Source organism: Arthrobacter sp. (assembly GCF_031988865.1).
Classification (GTDB): Bacteria; Actinomycetota; Actinomycetes; order Actinomycetales; family Micrococcaceae; genus Arthrobacter_B.
The window spans coordinates 1-22,486 of sequence record NZ_DALZXY010000059.1 but is presented as its reverse complement, the minus strand read 5'-3'; the positions used below and the strand labels follow the sequence as shown (position 1 = coordinate 22,486).

Genomic DNA, 22,486 nt, shown 5'->3' with positions numbered 1-22,486 from the left:
GCGACCCCGACGCGCTGCTGGCCACACCAGTGCGTACCCTGAAGCGCGATGCAAAGAAAAACAGCGACATTCAGGTCCTGGTCCGGGAAGCCACGGAGCGGGGGACCGTCCAGGTCTTCGTTGGCCTCCCGCAGAGCATGCGCGGCACCGAAACCGCCTCCACGGAGATGGCCCGCGGCTACGCGCAGGCCCTGGCGGAAGCCCTTAACCGGGCCGGCCTGGACGTCCCGGTGCGCCTGATCGATGAGCGGCTGAGTACGGTCAGTGCTCACCGCTCGCTAAGAGAAGCTGGCTTGGACACCCGCAATCACCGTAGAGTGGTAGACCAAGTGGCCGCTGTGGGTATATTGCAGCAGGCCATTGACATGCAGCGTTCCCTTGGACGCGATGTGGGGGAACCGGTCATATTTCGCCGGAGTACGCGGTCCGCGGCTCCGGCCCCGAACGAGGAGCCAACAATTTCCGAGGAAAGCCGCCCTGAAAGCGATTCGGCGTCGTGAGCCACAGATACCCTGACCATCGTTTCCCCGGGCAGGAACCGGAATTCGATCCGCAGGCCGAAAGTTATGCCGGCGAAGACGTTTCCGCACCCGAACAGGGTTACGAACCGGCCGGTGGTATCCACGAAGGCTACCGTTACGATGGCGCGCAGCACGCCGACGAGGGGCACTACACCGCAGAGGGACACTACGCCGACTCGGGACGGCATGCAGAGACCGGCCGGCACGCGGACACAGCTCAGCACCCCGACGCGGGCCTGGCCTATGAACCGGCTCCCGTAGTGCAGACTTTCTTTGCCGAGGAGCCTCCCAGCCGCCGCAGCCGCCGGCCCTCCCGCGACAAGCAGCGCCAGCGGCGGCGCCGCACAGTGGTCATGATCGTGGTCCTCGCCGTTTTTGCCGGCGTCGTCTTCGGCCTGACCATGTTCCTCCGTGACCTGCTCGGCATGAACGAGACCAAGGACTACCCGGGTCCCGGCGAGGGAAGCGCATCCTTTGTGGTCCAGCCGGGCGAGGGCCCGCTGCTGATTGGCGATAACCTCGTGGCGCAGGACATCGTGGCCACGAGCAAGAAATTCGTCGAGGCCTTCCAGCAGGAAGCAGACGGGCGCCAGATCCAGCCCGGCACGTATGAACTGCGCTACCAGATGTCCGCCTCCGGTGCGGTCAGCGCCCTGCTTGGGGACGGCGGAACGGCAGTGCACTACGCCGCGGTCGCCCGCGACCTCCGGCAGACCGAAACATTCGACATCCTGGTCGAGTCCACTGGCATTCCGAGGGCGGAATTCGAAGCCCTTGCGGCCAGCCCCCGGGACTTTGGACTGCCGGAGAAGGCAGTGAGCCTGGAAGGCTACCTGTTCCCCGGTGAGTACCGTTTCCCGATTGATGCCACCGCCACGGAAATCGTCACCGAGATGGTGGATAACGCGTTTGCCGCCCTTGAAGAAGCCGGCGTCAGCGATCCCGCCGCCCAGTATGACGTTATGACGAAGGCCAGCATCATCCAGGCCGAGGCAGGCGAAGCGGATTACACAAAGGTCGCCGGTGCCATCGAAAACCGGCTCCGTGCGGAAAACACCGAAACCAACGGATTGATCCAGTCCGATGCCACCGTCACCTACGGGCTGGGCCGCAAGAGCTACGACCTGACCCCGGAGGAAAAGGCTGACAAGGCCAACCGGTACAACACCTATGCCAATCCGGGACTGCCAGTCGGGCCGATTGGCTCCCCGAGCATTGAGGCGATCGAGGCTGCGGCCAATCCCGCCGACGTCCCGTTCTTCTACTGGGTTACCGTCAACCTCGATTCCGGCGAAACCAAGTTCTCCTCGACCCTCGCCGAGCACAGCCGGTACGTGACCGAATACCAGGACTGGTGCAGCACCCAGGAAGCCGGAAGGTGCGAATAGTTGCCCGTTTCCAACCGGCGGGCAGCTGTCCTGGGGCATCCGATCGGACACTCGCGCTCACCTGAGCTTCACCGTGCCGCGTACCGGTACCTTGGCTTCGACTGCAGCTATGACGCGATCGACGTCGAAGAAGGGGCCGCAGCGGACTTCGCTGCGGCCGTCCGGCAGGAGCCGGGCTGGATCGGGCTTTCCGTCACGATGCCGTTGAAGAGCGCCATGGCAGCGGCCGTGGACCGCCTGGATCCACTGGCCGAAGCCCTCGGCGTGATCAACACGGTTACCTTCGAACCGGGGCCCGACGGCGTCGTGCTGACGGGGTGGAACACAGACGTTGCCGGGTTGGTCAAGGCCCTGCGCCATGCGGGCGCCGGTGACGCGCCGCGGGCGGTTGTGCTCGGTGCCGGAGGTACCGCATGCGCCGCCGTCGCCGCCCTGTCCCGGCTCGGCTGTTCCAGCGTTGATGTGTACGCCCGCAGCTTCCGGGGCAACGCCGAAGGCCTGGTGGACGTCCAGGAGGTCGGCAGGCGGCTCGGAACAGCCGTGGAACTGAATGCCTGGGATACGGCGGCCAGCGCCTGCGCGGAAGCCGACGTCGTCATCGCCACCCTGCCGCCGCGCGCAGCGGACGGCATCGCCGAGGAATTCGCTGCCCTCGCTGCCGGGCGCAGCGGTGCTGTGCTGCTCGACGCCGCCTACGATCCGTGGCCCAGCCGGATTGCCTCCGCCTGGCAGGCTGCCGGCGGAACGATCGTGCCCGGCTTGGAAATGCTTGTTTACCAGGCTGTGGAACAGGTGAGGCTTTTCACGAAGGAAGCCTTCCACGACGAGCAGGCCGTCATAAACGTGATGTGTGACGCAGCAGGCCTGCCTCAGCGCTGAAGGCGCCAGCCGAACATGGCAGTATTGAAGCCATGTTGCGTTGGTTGACCGCCGGTGAGTCCCATGGGCCTGCACTGGTTGGAATTGTTGAGGGCGTCCCCGCCGGCGTCGAAGTAAGCACTCCGTTCATTCAGGAGGCGCTGGCCCGTCGCCGGCTCGGTTATGGCCGCGGCGCCCGGATGAAGTTTGAGCAGGACGAGGTGCGGATCCTCGGCGGTGTGCGCCATGGCATTACCCAGGGTGGCCCCATCGCCATCGAGATCGCCAACACCGAGTGGCCCAAGTGGGAACAGATCATGGCATCGGACCCGGTGGATCCTGAGGTCCTGGCCGACCAGGCCCGCAACGCACCGCTGACCCGCCCGCGGCCCGGCCACGCAGACTTCACCGGGATGCAGAAGTACGGCTTCAGCGAGGCCCGTCCCGTGCTGGAACGGGCCAGCGCCCGGGAGACTGCGGCGCGCGTAGCACTCGGTGCCGTTGCTTCCGCGTTCCTGAAGCAGCTGGGCATCGAGCTCGTTAGCCACACGGTGGGCGTCGCCTCCGTCAGCTCGCCGGAGGGTTCCGCCCTCCCGGGTCCCGGCGACGTCGCGGCCCTGGACGAAAACCCGATGCGCTGCTTCGACGCCGCCGTCACCGAAGCGATGGTCGCCGAGGTGGATGCGGCCCACAAGGAGGGCGAAACCCTTGGTGGCGTAGTGGAAGTCCTTGCCTACGGCCTGCCGCCGGGACTCGGCAGCTACGTGCACTGGGACCGCCGGCTGGACGCCAGAATTGCCGGGGCCCTCATGGGCATCCAGGCGATCAAGGGCGTCGAAGTCGGTGACGGTTTCCTGACGGCCACCCGCCGCGGTTCCGCCGCCCACGACGAAATCCTGAAGGACGAGGATGGCCGCGTGATCCGTTCAGGCAACCGCGCAGGTGGAATCGAAGGCGGTATGAGCATCGGCGAAGTCCTGCGCGTCCGCGCAGCGATGAAGCCGATCGCCACCGTTCCCCGGGCGCTCAAGACCGTGGACGTCAGCACCGGCGAGCCCGCACGTGCCCACCACCAGCGTTCCGATGTCTGCGCCGTCCCGGCAGCCGGCGTCGTCGCCGAAGCCATGGTCGCCCTGGTCCTCGCCGAAGCGGTCACCGAGAAATTCGGCGGCGATTCCGTGGCAGAGACCGCCCGGAACCTGCGCACCTACCTCGAGAACATTCCCGCGTCCCTCGAGTCTTTCGGCACCGGCTCCGGTGCCTGAGCAGCACTTGGTCCTGATCGGTTTGATGGCGGCAGGTAAATCCGTCGTCGGCCGTTCCTTCGCCGCACGCCACGGGCTGCCCTATGTGGACACCGATCAGCTGGTGGTGGAAGAGTACGGACCGATTCCCGAAATCTTCGCCAACCACGGCGAACGCTACTTCCGGGAAGCCGAAGCCCGCGCCGTCGCCGGAGCACTGGCTGCACCGGAGCGGTCGGTGGTCTCGCTCGGGGGAGGGGCCGTTCTGGACTCCGGAACGCAGCAGGGTCTCCGGGAGGCTACCGTGGTGTTCCTGGACACCGACCTGGCGACCGTCCGCCCGCGCATTTCACGCTCCGGGCACCGGCCGCTGCTGACCGGGGACCCGGTTGTGCGCTGGTCCGCGCTGGCCGAAGAACGCCGGCCGATATATGAATCGCTGGCAGACATTGTTATAGACACCAGGGGACTGGCCGTTCCGGAAGTCGTGGAACGCATCACCGCCGCCCTGGACGAAGGAGAGCACTAATGCCCGCAGCACCCACCGTCATCAAGGTGACCGGCGAGAAGCCCGCAGAGAACTACGACGTCGTGATCGGCAACGGCCTGCTTGGCCGCCTGCAGGGGATGCTGGGGGAGCGGGTGCGCCGCGTCCTGGTAATCCACCCGCGGGCCCTGCGCACCACCGGCGACACCGTCCGGGATGAGCTGGCCGCAGCCGGCCTGACCGCGCTCACCGCCGAGATTCCCGATGCCGAAGAAGGCAAGCACATCCAGGTCGCCTCCTTCTGCTGGCAGGTCCTGGGGCAGAACGACTTCACGCGTTCAGACGCAATCGTCGCCGTGGGTGGCGGGGCCGTCACCGATGTTGCCGGCTTTGTGGCCGCCACCTGGCTGCGCGGGATCAAGGTGGTACACGTGCCCACGAGCCTGCTCGGCATGGTGGACGCCGCCGTGGGCGGGAAGACCGGAATCAACACGGCTGAAGGCAAGAACCTCGTTGGCGCGTTCCACCCGCCCGCCGGCGTCCTCGCTGACCTGGATGCGCTCGGGTCCCTGCCGAAGAACGAACTGCTCAGCGGCATGGCTGAGGTCGTCAAGTGCGGCTTCATCGCCGATCCCGCGATTCTGGACCTGATTGAAGCCAATCCGGACGCGGTCGGAGACGGCAGCTCGGACGTTGTCCGTGAGCTCGTCACACGCGCTGTCCAGGTCAAGGCTGAGGTTGTCTCCGCTGACCTGCGCGAAGCCGGACGGCGCGAATTCCTGAACTACGGCCACACGCTGGGCCATTCGATCGAACTGGCCGAACGCTACCAGTGGCGGCACGGCGCGGCTGTCTCCGTGGGCCTGGTCTTCGCTGCGGAACTGGGACGGATGGTCGGCAGGCTGGATGATGCCACCGCCGACCGGCACAAAGCCGTGCTCAACTCCCTCGGACTGCCGGTGACCTACCGCAAGGACCGCTGGAGCGCCCTGCTGGACGGCATGCGCCGGGACAAGAAGTCCCGGGGAGACCTGCTTCGGTTCGTTGTGCTCGATGGCCTGGCCAAACCCTCAATCCTGGAGGTGCCGGATACCTCGCTGCTCTTCGCGGCATACCAGGAGATCGCCTCGGAACCCCAGGGTGGAATCCGGCTCAGCCTGTAGCGCTCCGGCGCAGCATGTACTGATTCGCCGAACAGGTAGAATGGTCGACGGATAAGACACGTAGTTACGCGAAACGACGAAAGAGAAACTGTGGCAACGACCAACGACATCAAGAACGGCACGGTGCTGAAGCTTGAAGGCAACCTCTGGAGCATCATTGAGTTCCAGCACGTAAAGCCGGGTAAGGGTGGTGCGTTCGTCCGTACCAAGATGCGCAACGTCCGATCGGGCAAGGTCGTCGACAAGACGTTCAACGCCGGCATCAAGATCGAAACTGCCACCGTTGACCGCCGTGACTACCAGTACCTGTACAAGGATGGCGAAGACTACGTGTTCATGGACACGTCGGACTACGACCAGCTCACCGTTCCGGGTTCAATCGTCGGTGACTACGCCAACTTCATGCTCGAGTCCATGATGGTCACCATTGCCATGCACGAAGGCGCTCCGCTCTACATCGAGCTGCCTCCTTCGGTAGTCCTGGAAATCACATACACCGAGCCGGGCCTGCAGGGCGACCGCTCCACCGGCGGCACCAAGCCCGCCACCGTGGAAACCGGCTACGAGATCCAGGTGCCGCTGTTCCTGGAAACCGGTACAAAGGTCAAGGTTGATACCCGCACCGGTGACTACCTGGGACGCGTCAACGAGTGAGTGCCCGCAGTAAAGCCCGCACCAGGGCACTTGAGGTTCTTTTCGAAGCGGAACAGCGATCCATGTCTCCGCTGGAATCCCTCCGTTCCCGCCGGGAGCAGACTGACCAGGTGATCAACCCTTACACCATGGACCTGGTGGAAGGGGTTATCGCCAAGCAGGAGCAGATCGACGAGTTCCTGAGCACGTATTCCCAGGGCTGGCCACTGGACCGGATGCCGGCGGTTGACCGCATCATCCTGCGCATCGGCAGCTGGGAGCTGCTCTACAACAACGATGTCCCGGACAAGGTGGCCATCAGCGAAGCCGTTGAACTGGCGAAGACGCTCTCCACTGATGAATCACCCGCGTTCATCAACGGGCTGCTCGGCCGGCTGCACCAGCTCAAGGACACCCTGCTGGCTTAAAGGCCTGCATGCATGACTTCGCAGGACACTTTCCACAATGCCCGGCAGGCTTTCCTGCCGGGCATTGTGCTGCCCGGGACGACGCCGGTCCGCTACCGGTGGGCCGCGCCGGCCTGCTGCAGGAGCCTGCCGCGTGTCCGGACCAGCTCGTCCAGGATCCGGCGTTCGCGGGCGAGGTTGCTGCGCGGCTCCCGGCCGGCAACGAGCTGCTGCCGGGTCAGCGCCAGGTTCGTCGCCTCCCGGATGAACGACCGCATGGCTGGCCTGGCACCAAAAGCGCCTGCCCACTGAAGGGCCTGGCGCCGTCCGGTCCCGGTGGCCAGCATGTCCACTTCCCCGGCCGTGAACCAGCCCGCCGCCGCGTATTCGCCCAACCGTTCGCGCGTCAGGCGCTGTTCGGCGCGGCGCAGGTAGGCGACCCCGGCTAGGGCCAGGACAAACAGTGGCACCTGGAGCAGGAAATAGAACAGGAAAAAGTCGTCATAGACCAGTGCCATTCCGCCGTTCCAGAACATGTGCCCGACGACGGCGGCGGCCAGGCCGGCGGCAAAAGCAACCAGGATCCTGAGGTTGCCGGGCTTTTTGGCGGCGAGTCCCAGGGCCACGCCGACCGCGGCGGTGAACAGGACGTGGGCGAACGGGGAGAACAGTCCGCGCAGCACAAAGACGAACCCGAGCTGCAGCCCAACGCCCCCGGTTTCGAAGAGCGCGGCGCTGAAATAGAGAATGTTCTCCGTGAACGCGAAACCAGCGCCAACCATGCCCGCGTAAACGATGCCGTCCAGCGGACCGTCGAAGTGGCTGCGCCGCGCAAACACCAGGATCAGCACTCCGAGGCCCTTGGCTGCCTCCTCAACCAGCGGGGCCTGGACCACCGTGGCGACGACGTCCGCCGGAGTCAGCGGCAGCAGCGTCATCAGGACCTCGTTGACCATGGTCCCCAGCGCCAGGGTGATGGCCACGGAGACGCCGGCGCCCCAGAGGAAAGCGAACAGCAGGGCAGCACGCGGCTCCGGTTCCCAGCGGTCAATCCAGAACAGCCCCAGCAGGCAGATGCCCAGCGGAATCAGTGCCAGGACGCCGCACAGAATGAACGCTTCGCTGCCAAGAGCAGCGAAGAGGAAGAACCCCACGAGCACCACCACTACTGCGGCTGCAGTGATGAGCAGCGTGTTGAGCACGCCCGCGCTGCGGCTTCCTGTTGCGGGCGGCACCTGCAGCGGAGCAATGCCATCGGCGGGGTTCTCGGCGGGCAGGCCGGGTTGCGCCGGTGGCCCCGGACTCCCCGCGCCGGGCAGGGACATCATGAGCATTTGCCTGTCATGGACCCAACAATATCGGGGCCGGCCTGCTGTGATAGTTTTGAATGGCATTCGACCTTTAAATCCGTCCTGTGAGGCGGGGAAGGAGGAAGCAGAATATGGATCTTAGTGATCCCCCGCAGGCCGCAGCGCCTGCCCGTACCGTTCTGGCTTCAGCTGATATTGACCGCGCTCTAACGCGCATCGCCCACGAGATCCTCGAGGCGAACAAGGGTGGCACTGACCTTGTGCTGATGGGTATTCCGCGCCGCGGATATCCGCTGGCCCGGCGCCTGGCCGCCAAGATTGCCGCCGCCGATCCCTCCGTGGACGCGGCCGCAATTACCGGCCAGCTCGACGTCACAATGTTCCGTGACGACCTGGCGCACCAGCCCACCCGGCCTCCGTACCCCACCGAGATCCCGGCCAGCGGCATCGACGGCAAAGTGGTTGTACTGGTTGACGACGTCCTCTACTCCGGCCGCACCATCCGCGCCGCCCTCGACGCGCTTGTCGACCTGGGGCGCCCGCGTGCCGTGCGCCTGGCTGTCCTGGTTGACCGCGGCCACCGTGAACTCCCGATCCGCGCAGACCACGTGGGCAAGAACCTGCCCACCGCGGCCGTGGAAAAGGTCCGGGTCCGTCTCACTGAGACCGATAATTCCGCCGCAGACGAAGTCGTGATCGAAGGCACTGTATGAAGCACCTGCTCTCCACCCTGGACCTCTCGCACCAGGACGCCATTTCTATTCTGGATACCGCGGAGGCCATGGCCGCAGTAGGGGAGCGGGAAGTGAAAAAACTCCCTGCCCTGCGCGGACGGACAGTCGTGAACCTGTTCTTTGAAGACTCCACCCGCACCCGGATTTCCTTTGAGGCCGCGGCGAAGAGGCTCTCCGCCGATGTCATTAACTTCTCGGCCAAGGGTTCCTCGGTCTCCAAGGGCGAATCGCTCAAGGACACCGCCCAGACCCTGGCCGCGATCGGTGCCGACGCCGTCGTCATCCGGCACGGAGCCTCCGGCGCCCCGGCCCGGCTGGCGAACTCCGGGTGGATCGACGCCGCTGTGCTGAACGCCGGCGACGGAACACATGAACATCCCACCCAGGCCCTGCTGGATGCCTTCACCATGCGCCGGCACTGGGCCCGGCTCCATGGCACCGCGTCCCAGGGGACCGATCTTTCCGGCATGCACGTGGCGATCGTCGGAGACATCCTGCATTCGCGTGTAGCCCGCTCGGATCTCTGGCTGCTTCGGACGCTCGGCGCGGACGTGACACTGGTGGCCCCGCCCACGCTGCTGCCCTTCGGCGTCGAATCCTGGCCCTGCAAGGTCAGCTACTCCCTCGATGAAACCCTGGAGACCCGGCCCGACGCCGTGATGATGCTACGCGTCCAGGCCGAGCGGATGCACTCCGCGTTCTTCCCGACTGTCCGGGAATACTCCCGCCGCTGGGGCTTCGACGACGTACGCCTGGACCGGCTGGATGCCCTCGGCCTGGACGACACCATCCTGATGCACCCCGGTCCCATGAACCGCGGCCTGGAGATATCCTCCCGCGCCGCCGACTCGCCGCGCTCGACCGTCCTGGACCAGGTCAGCAACGGCGTCTCCGTCCGGATGGCGGCCCTTTACCTTCTGCTCTCCGGCGAGGGCACCTCCCAGCGCACCCCACAGGAAGTGGTCTCACAGTGACTATTGCAACACCCGCACCCGCCGCCCAGCCGGCCCTGTCTCCGAACGGCACGTACCTGATCCGCGGAGCGTCGCTGCTCGGCGAAGAACAGGCTGACCTCCTGATCCGGGACGGACTGATCGCCGCTGTCGGCCAGGGCCTCGAGGCCCCCGAGGATGCCATGGTCATCGACGCCGCGGGCCTGGTGGCCCTGCCCGGCATGGTTGACCTGCACACGCATCTCCGCGAACCGGGCCGCGAAGACGCCGAAACGGTGGAGACGGGCACCCGCGCCGCCGCGCTTGGCGGGTTCACCGCTGTCCATGCCATGGCCAACTCCAACCCCGTCGCGGACACCGCCGGCGTCGTGGAACAGGTCTACAGCCTGGGCCTGAAGTCCGGCTGGGTCGACGTCCGCCCGGTCGGGGCCGTCACCGTGGGGCTCAAGGGGGAAATGCTGGCAGAACTCGGTGCCATGGCCGACTCCCGTGCCCAGGTCCGTGTCTTCTCCGACGACGGCATGTGCGTCCACGACCCGATCCTGATGCGCCGTTCACTCGAATATGTGAAGGCGTTCGACGGCGTGATCGCCCAGCACGCCCAGGAACCGCGGATGACCGACGGCGCCCAGATGCACGAAGGCGACGTGAGCGCCGTCCTCGGCCTGCCCGGCTGGCCGGCCGTCGCCGAGGAATCCATCATTGCCCGCGACGTCCTGCTGGCCCAGCACACCGGATCCCGCCTGCACGTCTGCCACGTGTCGACCGCCGGGTCCGTGGAAATCATCCGCTGGGCGAAGGAACGCGGCATCAACGTCACTGCCGAGGTGACCCCACACCACCTGCTGCTGACCGACGAAGCCGTGCGCAGCTACGACCCGGTGTACAAGGTCAATCCGCCGCTGCGCACGGAATCCGACGTCCAGGCACTGCGCCGGGGCCTGGCCGACGGGACGATCGACATCGTCGGCACCGATCACGCTCCGCATCCCAGCGAGCACAAGGAATGCGAGTGGGCGCAGGCTGCCATGGGCATGACCGGCCTGGAAACGGCCCTTTCCGTGGTCCAGGCAACCATGATCGAGACCGGACTGATGACGTGGGCTGACTTTGCCAGGGTAACCTCCGCCGCCCCCGCGGTGATCGGCCGTGTGGCGACTCAGGGAAGGCCGCTCGAAGCGGGCGAACCGGCCAACGTCATATTGGTTGACCCGGCTGCGCGCCGGATGGTGGACCCCCATAAGATGGCAACCATGGGCAGGAACAGTCCGTTTGCGGGGCTCGAACTGCCCGGCGTGGTCCGGACCACGTTCTTTGCCGGCCACCCCACCGTCCTGGACGGAGCATTGAACACGCCGCGCGCCGCGGCTGCTGAGGAGACACCATGGATTGGCTGATCTTCCTTCTCGGTGCCCTGGCGGCCACCGCACTCCTGCTTGGACTGTTCGCGGCAGGCTGGCGCGGCCGCCGCCGCCGGCAATCGGACGTTCCACGGCCGCGGCCGCTGCCCGATGACCTGGAGATGCCCCGATTCCAGGCCGAGGGACAGTACGTGGCCACCACTTCGGCAGGCGACTGGCTGGACCGGGTCGCTGTGTATGGACTCGGTGTGAAATCCACGGCAACCGCCGCCGTCTTCCCGGAGGGCCTCTTTTTCGCCCGCACCGGCGCCCCCGATGTCTGGATTGACCGCGCCGACCTGCGCGGAGTCCGGCTTGAACGCGGCATGGCAGGCAAATTCGTGGAAAAGGACGGCCTGGTCATGGTGACCTGGCAGCTCGGCCCCAAAACTGTCGACACCGGGTTCCGTACCCGGGCAGCCGACCACAAGACCCCCCTGTTTTCGGCGATCAAGACGCTGCTGCCGGAATCATCTGCAACATCTAGCGAGGAACAACTGTGACAGTGAACCAAACCCCCGCCCCGACCACAGCTGTCCTCATGCTGGAGGACGGCCGCAGCTTCCGCGGGCGCAGCTACGGAGCCACCGGAACGGCCCTGGGTGAGGCGGTCTTCGCCACCGGCATGACCGGCTACCAGGAGACCATCACCGATCCCTCCTACGCCCGCCAGCTGGTCGTCCAGACGGCACCGCACATCGGCAACACCGGTGTAAACGACGACGACGCCGAGTCCCGCCGCATCTGGGTCGCCGGGTACATCGTCCGCGACGCCGCCCGCAGGCCCTCGAACTGGCGTTCCGAACGGACCCTGGACGAGGAGCTCACCGTTCAGGGCGTCGTCGGCATCTCTGGAGTCGACACCCGGGCCATCACCCGGCACCTGCGCGAACGCGGCGCGATGAAGGCCGGAATCTTCTCCGGGGACGCTGCCGCCCGCACCGATGCCGAGCTGCTCGCAGACGTGCAGGCCCAGGAATCCATGGCCGGCGCCCGGCTGGCCGAGGAAGTCAGCATTGACGCGGCCTATGTCGTGGAACCCTCCGCCCACGGGTGGGACGGGGAGCCGCTGTTCACCGTCGCCGCCCTGGACCTGGGCATCAAGTCCATGACCCCGGTGCGCTTCGCTGAACGCGGAGTGCGCGTGCACGTCCTGCCCGCCTCGGCGACCCTCGCGGACGTCCAGGCAGTGAACCCGGACGGCGTGTTTATGTCCAACGGCCCCGGCGACCCCGCCACGGCTGACGACCAGGTCAAGCTGCTGCGCGAGGTCCTGGACTCCGGGGTGCCGTTCTTCGGCATTTGCTTCGGCAACCAGATCCTCGGCCGCGCGCTGGGCTTTGGCACCTACAAGCTGCCCTACGGCCACCGCGGCATCAACCAGCCCGTCCTGGACCGGCGCACCGGCAAGGTCGAAATCACCAGCCAGAACCATGGCTTCGACGTCGACGCCCCGCTCGACGGCCCGGTGACCGCTCCCGAAGCCCGCTACGGGCAGGTGGAAGTCAGCCACATCAGCCTCAATGACAACGTGGTGGAAGGCCTGGCCTGCTTGGACATCCCGGCCTTCTCCGTCCAGTACCACCCCGAAGCCGCCGCCGGCCCGCACGACTCCGCCTACCTCTTCGACCGCTTCGTCGACCTGATGGCCACCAGCAAGAACAAGGAATCCAACTAATGCCCCGCAGAACCGATCTCAAGTCCGTCCTGGTGATCGGCTCCGGTCCGATCGTTATTGGCCAGGCCGCCGAATTCGACTACTCAGGCACGCAGGCACTGCGTGTGCTCAAGGAGGAAGGCCTGCGGGTCATCCTGGTCAACTCCAACCCGGCCACCATCATGACCGACCCGGAGTTCGCCGACGCCACGTACGTTGAGCCGATCACCCCCGAGGTGGTCGAGAAGATCATCGCCAAGGAACGCCCCGATGCCGTTCTGCCGACCCTGGGCGGACAGACCGCGCTGAACACCGCGATCGCCCTGGACAAGAACGGCGTGCTGGCGAAGTACAACGTTGAACTGATCGGCGCCAACATCGAAGCCATCGAGCTCGGTGAGGACCGCGAGAAGTTCAAGGGCGTCGTCGAACGCTGCGGCGCCGAATCGGCCGAGTCGATCATCGTCCACACCATGGATGAAGCCTTCGCAGCCGCTGAAACCCTCGGCTACCCGATGGTGGTCCGTCCGTCCTTCACCATGGGTGGACTCGGCTCCGGCCTGGCGTACAACGCCGAAGACCTGCGCCGCATCGCCGGTGCCGGCATCCAGTACAGCCCGACCTCTGAGGTGCTGCTCGAAGAGAGCATCCTCGGCTGGAAGGAATACGAGCTGGAAATGATGCGGGACAAGAACGACAACGTGGTTGTCGTCTGCTCCATCGAGAACTTCGACCCGGTGGGCGTGCACACCGGCGACTCCATCACCGTGGCTCCGGCCATGACGCTGACCGACCGCGAGTACCAGAAGCTGCGCGACATCGCGATCGCGGTCATCCGCGAGGTCGGCGTCGACACCGGCGGCTGCAACATCCAGTTCGCGATCGAACCGGACACCGGCCGCGTCGTCGTGATTGAAATGAACCCCCGCGTCTCGCGCTCCTCGGCCCTGGCCTCGAAGGCCACCGGCTTCGCGATCGCCAAGATCGCCACCAAGCTTTCGCTGGGCTACACGCTGGATGAAATCCCGAACGACATCACCAAGAAGACCCCGGCGTCCTTCGAACCGACCCTGGACTACGTAGTGGTGAAGGTTCCGCGCTTCGCGTTCGAGAAGTTCCCGGCCGCCGATCCGACGCTGACCACCACCATGAAGTCGGTCGGCGAAGCCATGGCCATCGGCCGCAACTTCTCAGAGGCGCTGCAGAAGGCACTGCGGTCCCTGGAACAGAAGGGCTCCCAGCTCACCTTCGACCCGGTGGATCCCGCTGCGGTCCCCGGCCTCATCGAAGCCGCCAAGCGTCCGACCACCGAACGCCTGGCCCAGGTCCAGCAGGCCCTGCTGGGCGGTGCCACCAACGAGCAGCTCTATGCTGCCACCGGCATCGACCCGTGGTACCTGGACCAGCTCGAACTGATCAACGAGGTCGCCGAGGAAATCCGCAGCGCCCCGCAGCTGACAGAGGACGTCCTGCGGCTGGCCAAGCGGCACGGCTTCTCTGACGAGCAGATCGGCCAGCTGACCAAGCAGTCCGAGTCCGTGATCCGCGGCGTCCGGCACGTGCTGGGCATCCGCCCGGTCTACAAGACGGTGGACACCTGCGCCGCCGAATTCGCCGCGTACACCCCGTACCACTACTCCTCCTACGACGAGGAAGATGAGGTCGGCATGCACGCCAAGCCGTCCGTGATCATCCTCGGTTCCGGTCCGAACCGGATTGGGCAGGGCATCGAGTTCGACTACTCCTGCGTCCACGCGACCATGGCTCTGCGTGAAGCCGGCCACGAGACCGTGATGATCAACTGCAACCCGGAGACCGTGTCCACGGATTACGACATCTCCGACCGGCTGTACTTTGAACCGCTGACGCTCGAAGACGTGCTCGAAGTCATCCACGCGGAACAGCGCACCGGCGGCGTGCTGGGCGTCTTCGTCCAGCTCGGCGGCCAGACCCCGCTGAAGCTGGCCCAGGCCCTGGCTGATGCCGGCATCCCGATCCTGGGCACCTCCCCGGAAGCGATCGACCTGGCTGAACACCGCGGCGCCTTCCAGCGCGTGCTCGATGAGGGCGGCCTCATCGCCCCGAAGAACGGCACTGCCGTGTCCTTCGACGACGCGAAGAAGATCGCCGACGAGATCGGCTATCCCGTCCTGGTCCGCCCGTCCTACGTGCTCGGCGGCCGCGGCATGGAAATCGTCTACGACGAAGCCAATCTCTCGCGCTACATCGCCAACGCCACGGAAATTACCCCGGACCACCCCGTCCTGGTGGACCGTTTCCTGGAAGACGCGATCGAGATCGACGTCGACGCCCTCTTTGACGGCACCGACCTGTACGTCGGCGGCATCATGGAGCACATCGAGGAAGCCGGCATCCACTCCGGTGACTCCTCCTGTGTGCTGCCTCCGATCACCCTTGGTACTGATGTGATCGACCGTGTCGTTGAAGCCACCCGGGCCATCGCCTCCGGCGTCGGCGTGCGCGGCCTGATCAATATCCAGTTCGCCCTGGCCTCAGACGTGCTGTACGTGATCGAAGCGAACCCGCGGGCCTCGCGCACCGTCCCGTTTGTCTCCAAGGCCACTGGCGTGCAGCTGGCCAAGGCCGCAGCCCTGATCGGCACCGGCACCTCCATCGCGGACCTGCGGACCGCCGGGAAGCTGAAGGCCACCGGTGACGGGTCGGCCCTGCCGCTGGACGCCCCCGTGGCGGTCAAGGAAGCCGTGCTGCCGTTCAGCCGGTTCCGCACCCCCGAAGGCACCGTCGTCGACTCCCTGCTCGGCCCGGAAATGCGTTCCACCGGCGAGGTCATGGGCATCGACAAGTACTTCGACACCGCGTTTGCGAAGTCCCAGGCCGCCGCCAACTCGGCGCTGCCCACCTCCGGAAAGATCTTCGTTTCGGTCGCCAACCGGGACAAGCGCTCGATCATCATGCCGGTCAAGCTGATGGTGGACCTCGGCTTCGAGATCCTCTCCACCGGCGGTACCGCCGATGTGCTGCGCCGGAACGGCATCCAGGCAACAACTGTCCGCAAGGTCGGTGAAGGCAGCGGGCCCGACGGCGAAGGCACCGTGGTGGACCTGATCACTGCAGGCGACATCAACATGGTGATCAACACTCCCTCCGGCGGACAGGCCCGTGGAGACGGCTACGAAATCCGTGCCGCGGCCACCTCGATCGGTTGCCCGGTCATGACCACCGTGTCCGAGTTCGGTGCGGCCGTCCAGGCAATCGAAGCCATGCGCTCCTACGAGTGGGATGTCTGCTCGCTGCAGGAATACGCCGCCAAGCTTCAGGCCTCCGCCGGTGCCTGAGCAGTCAACCGCTAACGCCGTCCGCAGGCGCGCACCCTTCGGTGCGCGCCTGCGGGCGGCGATGGACGCCCGCGGCCCGCTGTGCGTTGGAATTGATCCGCACCCGGCGCTGCTCGCAGCCTGGGGATTGAACGACGACGCCGCCGGCTTGGAGCGCTTCTCGCTCACGGTCCTCGAGTCCGTGGGGGAGCAGGCTGCCGCCCTGAAACCGCAGGTGGCCCTGTTCGAACGGCACGGCTCAGCCGGTATGGCCGTGCTGGAAAAGCTGCTCGCGGCCTGCACCGCGGCCGGAGTCCTCTCCATTGCCGACGCGAAGCGCGGGGACATCGGCTCCACCATGGCGGCCTATGCCGATGCCTGGCTCCGGGACGGTTCGCCCCTGGCGGCCGACTCGGTAACGCTCAGCCCCTACCTGGGGTTTGAGTCGCTGCGCCCGGCCCTGGACCTGGCTGAGGAAACCGGCAGGGGAGTCTTTGTCCTGGGGCTGACCTCCAACCCGGAAGGTGCCTCCGTGCAGCACGTTGGCACAGACCGGTCGGTCGCGGCCCGCATCGTCGACTCCGCTGCGGCGGAAAACGCCGGAGCCGGAACGCTGGGGTCCACGGGCCTGGTGGTCGGCGCCACCGTCGGAACGGCGCTGGCTGATCTGGGCATCGACCTGGCAGCCGCGAACGCACCAATCCTGGCACCCGGGCTGGGCGCCCAGGGGGCCACCGGCGAGGACCTGCGGAGGACCTTTGGCGCCGCCTACGCGAATGTGCTGGCGACCTCGAGCCGCGACATCCTCAAAGCCGGACCGGATACTGCGTCGCTGCAGGCCGCAGCGGCACGGACGCTGGAAGGACTGCCGCGCGCATAGCGGTGCCGGCGGGGGTTTCCCCGCCGGTATCCGTTGCAAAGCGGGACCCTTGCGGATAGGTTCGGACACTAGCCCAAGTAACCGAAAGACCGCCGGCTGCACCCCCGTGCCTGTGCGGTTCGTCTTCGCCCGGGAGAGTCAATTGAACCTCAAACCACTGACTGAAGCAGAGCGCACCAGGGCGCGGGAAAAGGCCACCGCCGCCCGCACTGTTCGGGCCGAGATCAAGTCCAAAATCAAGTCCGGTGAACTCTCCGTTGAAGAGGTCATCGTCTCGCGTTCCGGCGAGGAAGCTGTGGGCCGGCTGAAGGTGGTCGACCTGCTCCGGGCACTGCCTGGTGTCGGGGAGCGGCGGGCAGCTGGAATAATGGCTACCGTGGGTATCGCCCCCACCCGCCGAGTGCGGGGACTGGGCGTCCACCAGCGCAAGGCGCTGATTGAATTACTGGAGTCCGACTAAGGCTGTTCCGCACACCGCGGCCAGCGGCGTCGGGCCACAACCCTAAACAAGTGAGGTCTACGTGTCGCAACCGCGGCTGACAGTTCTGGCAGGTCCCACCGCCGTTGGCAAAGGCACTGTTTCCACCTATATCCGGGATAATTACCCCGAGGTCTGGCTTTCCGTATCCGCCACAACCCGCGCCCCGCGCCCGGGTGAGGAAAACGGGGTGCATTACTTCTTCGTCACCTCCGAGGAGTTCGACCAGCTCGTTGCCGAAGGGCAGATGCTCGAATGGGCCGTGGTCCACGGCCACAACCGCTACGGGACGCTGCGGCGCACTGTGGAGGCCGCCATGGCCGACGGGCGTTCTGTCCTGCTGGAGATCGATCTGCAGGGCGCACGCCAGGTAAAGAAGTCCATGCCCGAGGCTAATTTCGTGTTCCTGGCCCCGCCGTCGTGGGACGAAATGGTGCGGCGCCTGGTTGGCCGCGGCACCGAAACACCCGAAGAGCAGCAGCAGCGGCTGGAAACCGCTAAACTGGAACTTGCTGCCGAGTCCGAGTTCAATCACACTGTCATCAACGATGACGTTAAGCGGGCTGCAGCAGAGCTCGTATCACTCATGGGGATCAGCCCTCGCCAACGCTAAGCTGCTGTTGCTGAGCCGTAAGTAACTGACCCGCACGAAAAACTTTGGAGATCTTTTGTCTACCCAGCCTGAAGGCATCATCAACCCGCCGATCGACGACCTGCTGACGGCCGCCGATTCCAAGTACGCCCTGGTCATCTACGGTGCCAAGCGTGCCCGCCAGATCAATGCGTACTACTCCCAGCTGCATGAGGGCCTCTTCGAGTACGTTGGCCCGCTGGTCGAAACCAAGCTCAACGAAAAGCCGCTTTCCATCGCACTGCGCGAAATCAACGAGGGCATGCTCGTCGTCCGCGCGAACGAACCCGCCGAATAGCGGAATACCGCGAGGGAGGTAGGGCAGGCGTGCGGATTGTCCTGGGGGTAGGCGGCGGTATCGCCGCCTACAAGGCGGCATCGCTGCTGCGGCTGTTCACTGAGGCCGGGCACAGCGTCCAGGTCATCCCCACGGAAGCCTCTACCCGCTTCGTGGGCGTCGCCACCTGGGAAGCGCTCTCCGGGAAACCGGTGAGCACCTCTGTGTTCGACGCCGTGGATACGGTCAACCATGTCCGGTTGGGCCACGAGGCCGACCTGGTCGTGGTGGCACCGGCCACCGCCGATCTCCTGGCCCGCGCAGCCGCCGGCCTGGCCTCGGACCTGCTGACTAACACGCTCCTGATGGCACACGGTCCGGTGTTTTTCGCGCCGGCCATGCACACAGAGATGTGGAACCACGCGGCCACGCAGGCGAACGTGGCAGTGCTGCGCTCCCGCGGTGCCACCGTGATGGAACCCGCCACCGGCCGCCTTACCGGCAAGGACTCCGGACCGGGCCGCCTGCCGGAGCCTGAAGACATTTTCGCCGCGGCTCTTGCGGCCGCCGGACAGGCTTCGGACGAGGCCGGTTCCTCGGCCGCAGGCAGACTCTCCGGCCAGACCGTTACGGTTACCGCCGGCGGCACGCGCGAACCGCTGGACCCCGTGCGCTTCCTGGGGAACCGATCCTCCGGCAAACAAGGCGCAGCCGTCGCTGAAGCGGCCCTCGCCGCCGGTGCCCGGGTACGTTTTATCGCCGCCCACATGGAGGTTCCGGTACCCGCCGGCGTCGAACTGGTGCAGGTGGAAACCGCGCTGGAACTGCGCGATGCGGTCCATGCGGCCGCCTCCTCCACAGATATCCTCGTGATGTCCGCCGCCGTGGCTGACTTCCGTCCCGGCGAGAACGCCGAGACCAAGATCAAGAAGCGGGACGATGGGACGGACCCCGTGATCACCCTGGTCCGCAACCCCGACATCCTGCACGAGGTTGTCCAGCGACGTGCCGAATCCGACGCCGGAGCTGCTGCTCATCCCTTGGTGATCGTCGGTTTCGCCGCCGAAACCGGTGACGGCAGTGCCTCGGTCCTGGAGTACGGGCGCCGCAAGCTTGAGCGGAAGGGCTGCGATCTGCTGGTACTGAACCAGGTGGGCCGCTCCCTGGTGTTCGGGCAGGACACCACTGAAGTGCGCATCCTCTCCCCGCAGGATGCCCCCGGTTCCGAGCCGACCGCCGTCGCCGGCAGCAAGGCCGACATTGCCCGGCATCTTATTGACCGCATTGCCGAGCGCCTTGACGCGGCAATGCCCTCCGTTTAGCCAGAAGAAGCCAGATGACGCTGCCGTGCCTTACGTTGCTTAGCTTTGCTTTGCGTGCCACGGCAGGTCCCCGGACGGGGACTGTCCCCGGAACGAAGTAGAGTAAACCCGTGACTTCCAGCAATACGCCTGCCCCCGCCGATCCGCGCTCCCTGCGCCTGTTCACCTCCGAGTCCGTGACCGAAGGCCACCCGGACAAAATCTGTGACCAGATCAGCGACGCGATCCTCGACGGCCTGCTCAAAGCCGACCCCGAATCCCGCGTTGCCGTGGAAACCCTGGTGACGACCGGCCTTGTGCACGTCGCCGGCGAAGTCACCACCGAGGGCTACGTCGAGATCCCGCAGCTGGTCCGCGACACCATCCTCGAGATCGGCTACGACTCCTCCGCCAACGGCTTCGACGGGGCCCGCTGCGGTGTTTCCGTTTCGATCGGACAGCAGTCCCCGGAAATCGCCTCCCGCGTCTTCAACTCGGTGGAGAACCGCTCCGGCGGCGCCGTGGATCCGCTCGACGCGCAGGGTGCCGGCGACCAGGGCATTATGTTCGGGTTCGCCAGCGATGAGACCAGCGTGCTGATGCCCACCCCAATCTGGCTGGCGCACCGGCTCTCTGAGCGGCTGACCCAGGTCCGCAAGGACGGGACGCTGCCCTACCTCCGCCCCGACGGCAAAACACAGGTCACCATCGGCTACGACGGCGACCGGCCGGTCTCCGTGGATTCCGTGGTGGTCTCCACCCAGCACGCCGCGGACCTGGACCAGGACCAGCTCCACCAGGACATTATTTCCCAGGTGGTCAAGCCCGTCCTCGGCAGCTGCGACCTCGATACCTCCGGCGTGCGGAACATCATCAACCCCGGCGGTCCGTTCGTGATCGGCGGGCCCGTGGGCGACGCCGGCCTGACCGGACGCAAGATCATCGTTGACACCTACGGCGGCTTCTCCCGCCACGGCGGCGGCGCATTCAGCGGCAAGGATCCCAGCAAGGTTGACCGCTCCGCTGCCTATGCAATGCGCTGGGTCGCCAAGAACGTGGTAGCCGCCGGCCTGGCCCGGCGAGCCGAAATCCAGATCGCCTACGCGATCGGCATGGCACGCCCCGTCGGCATTTACGTGGAGACTTTCGGGACCGAGACCGTGGACCCGATGCGCATTGCCTCTGCCATCAACGAGGTCTTCGACCTGCGCCCGCTGGGCATCATCAATGCACTGGACCTGAAGCGGCCCATCTACCAGAAGACGGCAGCACACGGTCACTTCGGCCGCGAAGAGGAAGGCTTCACCTGGGAGCGCCTCGACAAGGTCGAGGACCTGCGCAGCTACTTCAACGCCTGATTCCCATGGGAGCGCAGCCTGCAGGGCCTGCCCGGGACGGTGAGGGTGTGCAGCTTTCCCTGCTGCATGGGTTTACCCCTCCCGCGGCGCCCGTGGGCAAGGCCCAGCCGGCCTCCCACCTGCCGATCGCGCGGGTGCTGCTGGACTCGCCGCTGCCCCACCTCGACCGTCCCTTTGACTACCTGGTCCCGGCGGAGCGCGACGCCGATGCCCGCCCCGGCGTGCGGGTCAAGGTCCGTTTCGGCGGCCAGGAGCTGCCAGGTTTCCTTACCGCCCGGCTGGAAACCACGGAGACTACTGCCCGGCTGATTTCCCTGGGCAAGGTTGTGTCCCCGGTCCCTGTCCTGAGCCCGGAGGTCCTGCTGCTGGCCGAGGCCCTGGCTGCCCGGTATGCCGGATCTGTCCACGACGTGCTCCGGGTGGCTGTGCCGCCCCGGGTGGCACGGGTGGAGAAGGAGTTCGCCGGCCGCAGTGTGCCGGGATCGGAGGGGCAGGCTGCCGGCCCGGAGACCCAGGAGGGCCCGGAGACCCAGGAGGGCCCGGAAACCCCGAAGACTCCGGAAACCACGCGACCCGCGGCAGAAACTGCACACCGCGCCGAACCGGGCGAAACTGTGGAACCTGCCCACCCCGCAGAACCGGGGGAACCTGTAGAACCCGCCGAACCCAGCCCGTTCCGCCGCTACCCGCTCGGCGCCCGGTTCCTCAGCCATCTTGCCGCGGGCCACAGCCCCCGTGCTGTTCTGTCCTCCCTTCGCGGCTACGGAGCTGACGCCTGGCCGGAGGAGATCGCCGCGGCCGTCGAGGCGACCGTGCTTTCGGGCCGCGGAGCCGTCGTCGTTGTTCCGGACCAAAAGGACCTGGCCCGTGTGATGGCTGCCCTGGAGCACTGCCTTCCCGGTGGCACGGCAGTGCGGCTGACGGCCGAGGACGGGCCGACCCCGCGCTACCGCAGCTTCCTGCAGCTGCTCCACGGGGATGCCACCGTTGCAGTCGGCACGCGCTCCGCGGCCTACGCGCCGGTGGCGAACCTGGGTTTGGTCTGCATCTGGGATGACGCCGATGACCTGCATGCCGAGCAGCGCGCACCGTACCAGCATGCCCGTGACGTGCTGCTGCTGCGGGCCGAGGCTTCCGGTGCCGGGATGCTCGTCGCCTCCCACACGCGCAGCACCGAGGCACAGCGGTTGGTGGAATCCGGCTGGGCCGCGGCCCTTAATGCCGAGCGTTCAGTGATCCGCGATTCAACCCCCCGCGTGATGAGCACTGCCGACACCTTCAACATGGAGCGCGACCCGCTGGCTGCCCGGGCACGGATCCCGCATGCAGCGTGGAAAGCAGCGCAGGACGGACTTAAACGGGGGCCCGTGCTGGTCCAGGTAGCACGGACGGGCTTTTCGCCGGCGCTGTCCTGCCAGGACTGCCGGGAACCGGCCCGGTGCCGCCAGTGCCAGGGGCCGCTGGCCCAGGCTGGCCGCAACGCGCTGCCGGCCTGCCGCTGGTGTGCCCG

21 protein-coding genes and 1 pseudogene are annotated in these 22,486 nt (G+C 66.4%); 21 read left to right on the top strand and 1 reads right to left on the bottom strand.

What is annotated here, in order from left to right:
* The 8 genes from ruvX to nusB form a co-directional block, all read left to right on the top strand.
* Positions 1-500, top strand: a 500-nt coding sequence (gene ruvX / locus RTN46_RS11435) for a Holliday junction resolvase RuvX (protein WP_312181479.1), incomplete at its 5' end; no start/stop codon positions are given.
* On the top strand, positions 497-1,909 hold the full coding sequence (gene mltG, locus RTN46_RS11430) for an endolytic transglycosylase MltG (protein WP_312181477.1): 1,413 nt from the start codon (positions 497-499) through the stop codon (positions 1,907-1,909). The genes ruvX and mltG, both read left to right, overlap by 4 nt.
* A complete protein-coding gene (locus RTN46_RS11425; protein ID WP_312181475.1) occupies positions 1,910-2,788 on the top strand; it encodes a shikimate dehydrogenase in 879 nt (292 codons plus the stop codon).
* Between the two features lie 32 nt (positions 2,789-2,820).
* Positions 2,821-4,032, top strand: coding sequence for a chorismate synthase (aroC, locus tag RTN46_RS11420; protein ID WP_312181473.1), 1,212 nt, complete (start codon positions 2,821-2,823; stop codon positions 4,030-4,032).
* Complete coding sequence (locus RTN46_RS11415; RefSeq protein WP_312181472.1) at positions 4,025-4,540, top strand: shikimate kinase; 516 nt, start codon at positions 4,025-4,027, stop codon at positions 4,538-4,540. The genes aroC and RTN46_RS11415 overlap by 8 nt, the downstream gene beginning before the upstream one ends.
* Positions 4,540-5,661, top strand: coding sequence for a 3-dehydroquinate synthase (gene aroB / locus RTN46_RS11410; protein ID WP_312181471.1), 1,122 nt, complete (start codon positions 4,540-4,542; stop codon positions 5,659-5,661). The genes RTN46_RS11415 and aroB overlap by 1 nt, the downstream gene beginning before the upstream one ends.
* Before the next feature lie 90 nt (positions 5,662-5,751).
* Positions 5,752-6,315: an elongation factor P gene (gene efp, locus RTN46_RS11405; protein WP_312181469.1), complete on the top strand. Its 564-nt coding sequence runs from the start codon at positions 5,752-5,754 to the stop codon at positions 6,313-6,315.
* The gene (gene nusB, locus RTN46_RS11400; RefSeq protein WP_312181467.1) at positions 6,312-6,722 is read left to right on the top strand and encodes a transcription antitermination factor NusB; all 411 of its coding nucleotides are present in this window, start codon (positions 6,312-6,314) and stop codon (positions 6,720-6,722) included. Before efp ends, nusB begins: the two co-directional genes overlap by 4 nt.
* 92 nt (positions 6,723-6,814) lie before the next feature.
* Here the strand turns inward: nusB and RTN46_RS11395 are convergent, their stop codons facing one another.
* A complete protein-coding gene (locus tag RTN46_RS11395; RefSeq protein WP_312181465.1) occupies positions 6,815-8,035 on the bottom strand; it encodes a PrsW family intramembrane metalloprotease in 1,221 nt (406 codons plus the stop codon).
* A gap of 107 nt (positions 8,036-8,142) precedes the next feature.
* Here RTN46_RS11395 and pyrR point away from each other — a divergent pair, with 107 nt between their 5' ends.
* The 13 genes and pseudogenes from pyrR to RTN46_RS11330 all read left to right on the top strand — a co-directional run.
* Positions 8,143-8,724: a bifunctional pyr operon transcriptional regulator/uracil phosphoribosyltransferase PyrR gene (gene pyrR / locus RTN46_RS11390; protein ID WP_312181464.1), complete on the top strand. Its 582-nt coding sequence runs from the start codon at positions 8,143-8,145 to the stop codon at positions 8,722-8,724.
* Complete coding sequence (locus RTN46_RS11385; protein WP_312181462.1) at positions 8,721-9,719, top strand: aspartate carbamoyltransferase catalytic subunit; 999 nt, start codon at positions 8,721-8,723, stop codon at positions 9,717-9,719. The genes pyrR and RTN46_RS11385 overlap by 4 nt, the downstream gene beginning before the upstream one ends.
* Complete coding sequence (locus tag RTN46_RS11380; RefSeq protein WP_312181461.1) at positions 9,716-11,095, top strand: dihydroorotase; 1,380 nt, start codon at positions 9,716-9,718, stop codon at positions 11,093-11,095. Before RTN46_RS11385 ends, RTN46_RS11380 begins: the two co-directional genes overlap by 4 nt.
* Positions 11,083-11,601 carry a hypothetical protein gene (locus RTN46_RS11375; RefSeq protein WP_312181460.1) on the top strand — a complete coding sequence of 173 codons (519 nt, stop codon included), beginning with the start codon at positions 11,083-11,085 and terminating at the stop codon, positions 11,599-11,601. The genes RTN46_RS11380 and RTN46_RS11375 overlap by 13 nt, the downstream gene beginning before the upstream one ends.
* 38 nt (positions 11,602-11,639) lie before the next feature.
* A complete protein-coding gene (carA, locus tag RTN46_RS11370; protein ID WP_312181481.1) occupies positions 11,640-12,776 on the top strand; it encodes a glutamine-hydrolyzing carbamoyl-phosphate synthase small subunit in 1,137 nt (378 codons plus the stop codon).
* Positions 12,776-16,072 carry a carbamoyl-phosphate synthase large subunit gene (gene carB / locus RTN46_RS11365; protein WP_312181459.1) on the top strand — a complete coding sequence of 1,099 codons (3,297 nt, stop codon included), beginning with the start codon at positions 12,776-12,778 and terminating at the stop codon, positions 16,070-16,072. The genes carA and carB overlap by 1 nt, the downstream gene beginning before the upstream one ends.
* A complete protein-coding gene (gene pyrF / locus RTN46_RS11360) occupies positions 16,065-16,931 on the top strand; it encodes an orotidine-5'-phosphate decarboxylase (protein ID WP_312181457.1) in 867 nt (288 codons plus the stop codon). The genes carB and pyrF overlap by 8 nt, the downstream gene beginning before the upstream one ends.
* A 142-nt stretch (positions 16,932-17,073) precedes the next feature.
* A complete protein-coding gene (gene mihF / locus RTN46_RS11355) occupies positions 17,074-17,391 on the top strand; it encodes an integration host factor, actinobacterial type (protein WP_312181455.1) in 318 nt (105 codons plus the stop codon).
* 61 nt (positions 17,392-17,452) lie between these two features.
* Positions 17,453-18,022 (top strand): guanylate kinase, encoded by a 570-nt coding sequence (gene gmk / locus RTN46_RS11350; RefSeq protein WP_312181454.1) that lies wholly within the window; start codon positions 17,453-17,455, stop codon positions 18,020-18,022.
* 55 nt (positions 18,023-18,077) lie between these two features.
* Entirely contained in the window at positions 18,078-18,338 is a 261-nt protein-coding gene (gene rpoZ, locus RTN46_RS11345; RefSeq protein ID WP_312181452.1) for a DNA-directed RNA polymerase subunit omega, read from the top strand.
* 29 nt (positions 18,339-18,367) lie between these two features.
* Complete coding sequence (gene coaBC, locus RTN46_RS11340; RefSeq protein WP_312181450.1) at positions 18,368-19,639, top strand: bifunctional phosphopantothenoylcysteine decarboxylase/phosphopantothenate--cysteine ligase CoaBC; 1,272 nt, start codon at positions 18,368-18,370, stop codon at positions 19,637-19,639.
* A 110-nt stretch (positions 19,640-19,749) separates the two neighbouring features.
* Positions 19,750-20,976 carry a methionine adenosyltransferase gene (metK, locus tag RTN46_RS11335; RefSeq protein WP_312181447.1) on the top strand — a complete coding sequence of 409 codons (1,227 nt, stop codon included), beginning with the start codon at positions 19,750-19,752 and terminating at the stop codon, positions 20,974-20,976.
* A 5-nt stretch (positions 20,977-20,981) separates the two neighbouring features.
* A pseudogene (locus tag RTN46_RS11330) lies at positions 20,982-22,486 on the top strand (primosomal protein N'); the annotation flags it as partial.

Bases quoted from the DNA above. Each gene is read 5' to 3' on its own strand.
- aroC (WP_312181473.1), top strand. From the start codon at position 2,821: ATGTTGCGTTGGTTGACCGCCGGTGAGTCCCATGGGCCTGCACTGGTT.
- aroB (WP_312181471.1), top strand. From the start codon at position 4,540: ATGCCCGCAGCACCCACCGTCATCAAGGTGACCGGCGAGAAGCCCGCA.
- RTN46_RS11395 (WP_312181465.1), bottom strand. From the start codon at position 8,035: ATGCTCATGATGTCCCTGCCCGGCGCGGGGAGTCCGGGGCCACCGGCG.
- pyrR (WP_312181464.1), top strand. From the start codon at position 8,143: ATGGATCTTAGTGATCCCCCGCAGGCCGCAGCGCCTGCCCGTACCGTT.
- RTN46_RS11385 (WP_312181462.1), top strand. From the start codon at position 8,721: ATGAAGCACCTGCTCTCCACCCTGGACCTCTCGCACCAGGACGCCATT.
- RTN46_RS11375 (WP_312181460.1), top strand. From the start codon at position 11,083: ATGGATTGGCTGATCTTCCTTCTCGGTGCCCTGGCGGCCACCGCACTC.
- carA (WP_312181481.1), top strand. From the start codon at position 11,640: ATGCTGGAGGACGGCCGCAGCTTCCGCGGGCGCAGCTACGGAGCCACC.
- carB (WP_312181459.1), top strand. From the start codon at position 12,776: ATGCCCCGCAGAACCGATCTCAAGTCCGTCCTGGTGATCGGCTCCGGT.